Below are 3,162 nucleotides of genomic sequence, written 5' to 3' on the forward strand. Positions count from 1 at the left end.
CGCGCCACCATGTACGGCCGTCGCCAGATCGGGCAGAAGTAGCGCACCGGCTCGCCGCGCCGCGCCGTGCAGGCTGCGGCCACCTCGCGCGCCTCGGTCAGCCAGTCGATGCTGCCCGGATCGGCGCCGACCATGCCTGCAAGCAGCGCAAGCCCGTCGAGCGCGGCGGCCACCGTCGCGTAGTGCGTGACGAAGACGGCGAGGCCGGCCTGACGCAGCGCGGCCACGTCCTCCCGCCGGTTCTCCTCGCTGCTGGCGATGACAAGATCGGGGTGCAGCGCCGCGATCGCCGCAAGGTCCGGCGTCTTCGTGCCGCCGACTTTGGGCAACAGGGCGACGGCCGCTGCCGGCTCTTCGCAAAAGCGGGTGACGCCCGCCACACGCTCGCCCGCGCCGAAGGCGAACAGCGCCTCCGTCAGGCTCGGCACGAGCGAGACGATGCGCCGCGGCGGCCGCGGCAGGCTCAGCGCAACACCGCTCGCGTCGATCGCGTTCAACGCGGCGCCTCGGCCGGGCCGGCAAGCGGCATCTCCTCGCGCGGCTGGTACCAGAGGTTCGTCTCGCGGCAGAACTTGCACTTGCGCATCGTGGTGATCAGCGGCCGATCGGCGCCCTTGGCCGAGCAGAGAAAGAGCGGCAGGCGCGTGCGATCCACACCTTCGGGGATGCTGGCGCGGTCGCAGGCCGGGTTGGCCGAGAGGAAGCGGCAGCGGCGCTGGTCGTGCCCGGACCCTTTCGGCCGCAGTCCCGTCGTCATGATCCGCCTCACCGTTCGCATGCCCGCAAGCTGAGTATAGCAGCGGCGGCCGGCTTCGCGTCCGCGGGCGCAGCCAGGCGACGGCCGCGCCTGTCGGGGATGTGTGCGGCGTTTGCCCACGGGCGGGGGGAGACGGTTAGCGGTTGCCCCAGTCGATCAGCAGGCCGAGCAGCAGGCCCGCCAGCATCACACCGCCGACCAGCACCCAGAAGACGATCGGCGTCCAGTCGATGCCGAACGGTTGCCCCTGCCCCGGCCGATCCGCGTAGGCGAGCGCCGGTGTCAGCGCGATCAAACACGAGAACAGCGCGATCACGGGCCGGGAGAGCAACCGGCGCAGCATGTGAACCCCTCCGAACTGCGGCTGTGCGATCGTCGCCGAGACGACGCGTGGCGAGGCGGCGCCGCCGGCCACCCCGCCACGTCTACTCTGCGGCAGTTCCGTGCCTGGGGCAACACCTTGCCCCCAGGCTCAGGCGCGGGCAAACTCCTGGCCGACCGCCTCCCTGGGCAGCATGCCGTCCAGCATGCGCTCGATCGCCATCGTATGACTGCAGACAGCCCAGCCGGCAAAGAAGTCGCAAGCGCAGTGCCAGGCGCCCTCGCGCAAGGTCACTTCGTGCGAGTCGTTGTCGCCGCTGACCTGGACGGAGAGGCTGTTGAAATGGAAGCGATCCTTCTCCCGCGCATACCGTTTCGCCTTCTCAATCTTGCCGATCAGACTGGAGTTCACTGCGGCCTCCTCGAACACGGCCGCTGCCCCGCGCAGCAGCCCAACGACCACCAGTGCCGTGCGCCCCCGCAGAACGCGAAAGGCACCGCGCGCAGTGCGACGGTGCCTCTTCGGGGCGCTTGCAGACCGGAAACCACTCGCATGGCGACTGCCCTCCCCGGGCGCTGCCGCGCCCGCGGTGCAGAACGGTTGCCTGTCACCTTCATCATACCATTGCTGTGCGCCCTGCCAAGCCCCGGACACCGACGATTATGGCGGCCCGGCAAGGAGCACTGCGAGCCGCTCCGTGTACACGGCGCCGCCCGGCCGCAGCTCGCTCTGCATCAGGCTGATGCGCTCCACCGCCAGCGGCGGAGCGCTGGCCGCGGCGCCCTCCGCAAGCGCCCGCGCGATCGCCTCGCCGGTGGCACGGTCTGGCCGGGGCACGCGGGCGAGCGTGATGTGGGGCGAAAATGGCCGTTCCTCAACACGCTGCAGCGCGGCGGCCAGCCGGCCCTGCAAGGCCGCCAGCGCCGCGGTCTCGCCATCGACGCCCACGTGCAGCACGCGCGGCCGCGCACCGCCGAAGGTTCCGATCGTTCCGAGCCGCAATGCGAACGGCCGCGTCGCGCCGGCGGCCGTCTGCATGGCCGCCTCGATCGCCGCGAGCTCCACTTGCTCCGTCTCACCCAGAAAGACCAGGGTGAGGTGGCTGCCCTCCGGCCGCACCCAGCGCAGAGCCCGCGCCGCCGTGCCCAGGCGCGCCCGCAGCTCGGCCTGACGCGCCGCCAGCGCCGTGTGCCAGGACTCCGGCAGGAAGACGGCGATGAACAGGCGCATTCCGCCGTTCTCCCACGCTCCGATCCCAGCAGCGGCGCGGGCGCATCAGATGCTGCGCACGGCGCGCGTGCCAAGCAAGCCGTCCGGCCACGCCGTCAGGACGATGAACACCAGCAGCACCACGACCGGCAGCTGGATCTCCTTGAACAGCCCGATGCTGCCCACCAGGCCGTCCATGACGCCGACGACCACCCCGCCGACGATCGCGCCTGCCGGCTGGTCGAGCCCACCCAGCGCCGCGCCCGCAAGCGCGTAGATCAGCCCGCCCTCCAGCATGTGCGTGTCCAGCAAAATAATGTTGGCGATCAGGATGCCGCCGACGGCGCCCAGCGCCGTGGCGACGCCCCAACCGAGCGTCCGCATGCGCCGCACGGGGACGCCGCAGAGGAGGGCGGCTTCCGGCCGCTGCGCCGCCGCGCGCAGGGCCAGCCCCAGCCGCGTGCGCTGGAAGAACCAGACGAGCAGGGCGATCGCGACGCACACGGAGAGAAACGTGCCGAGACGCGGCCGCGAGAAATACATGCCGAAGCCGTGAACCACCGGCCCGTGAAACGGCGTGGGGAAGGCGCGCGGCCGGTCGCCCCAGATGACGCTGTCGAAATCGCGCACCAGGCTCAGCAGGCCGGCGGTGATCACGATCATCGTCAGCGGGTCGCGGTCGCTCAGGCGGCTGAGCACGCCGGCCTCTAGCGCCGCGCCCGCCAGCCCCAGGGCGCCGGCCGCGAGGATCAGGCCGAGCCAGTAGGGTAGACCAGCCGAGACGATCAGGGTCCAGGCAAGGAAGGCGGCGAGCGTCGACGTCTCGCCGATCGCCAGGTTGAGCACGCCCGTGGTGCGGTACATGATCACCAGC

At 71.4% G+C, this 3,162-nt stretch carries 6 protein-coding genes; all 6 read right to left on the reverse strand.

Annotated elements, in window-relative coordinates:
- Positions 1-497: helical backbone metal receptor (locus tag VKV26_09545; protein ID HLZ70134.1), on the reverse strand; the 497-nt coding region annotated here is incomplete at its 3' end.
- Entirely contained in the window at positions 494-757 is a 264-nt protein-coding gene (locus tag VKV26_09550) for a hypothetical protein (protein HLZ70135.1), read from the reverse strand. The genes VKV26_09550 and VKV26_09545, both read right to left, overlap by 4 nt.
- Before the next feature lie 136 nt (positions 758-893).
- Positions 894-1,100, reverse strand: a complete 207-nt coding sequence (locus tag VKV26_09555) for a hypothetical protein (protein ID HLZ70136.1) — start codon at positions 1,098-1,100, stop codon at positions 894-896.
- A 129-nt stretch (positions 1,101-1,229) separates the two neighbouring features.
- Positions 1,230-1,490 (reverse strand): hypothetical protein, encoded by a 261-nt coding sequence (locus tag VKV26_09560; GenBank protein ID HLZ70137.1) that lies wholly within the window; start codon positions 1,488-1,490, stop codon positions 1,230-1,232.
- A gap of 249 nt (positions 1,491-1,739) precedes the next feature.
- Positions 1,740-2,309 (reverse strand): RNA 2',3'-cyclic phosphodiesterase, encoded by a 570-nt coding sequence (gene thpR, locus VKV26_09565; GenBank protein HLZ70138.1) that lies wholly within the window; start codon positions 2,307-2,309, stop codon positions 1,740-1,742.
- A 45-nt stretch (positions 2,310-2,354) separates the two neighbouring features.
- Positions 2,355-3,162: branched-chain amino acid ABC transporter permease (locus VKV26_09570; protein HLZ70139.1), on the reverse strand; the 808-nt coding region annotated here is incomplete at its 5' end.

The sequence above is a fragment of the Dehalococcoidia bacterium genome, from assembly GCA_035310145.1.
In the GTDB taxonomy this organism is placed as follows: domain Bacteria; phylum Chloroflexota; class Dehalococcoidia; order CAUJGQ01; family CAUJGQ01; genus CALFMN01.

Excerpts from the sequence above, each read along its gene's own strand:
- VKV26_09550 (HLZ70135.1), bottom strand. The coding sequence starts at position 757 with ATGACGACGGGACTGCGGCCGAAAGGGTCCGGGCACGACCAGCGCCGC.
- VKV26_09555 (HLZ70136.1), bottom strand. The coding sequence starts at position 1,100 with ATGCTGCGCCGGTTGCTCTCCCGGCCCGTGATCGCGCTGTTCTCGTGT.
- thpR (HLZ70138.1), bottom strand. The coding sequence starts at position 2,309 with ATGCGCCTGTTCATCGCCGTCTTCCTGCCGGAGTCCTGGCACACGGCG.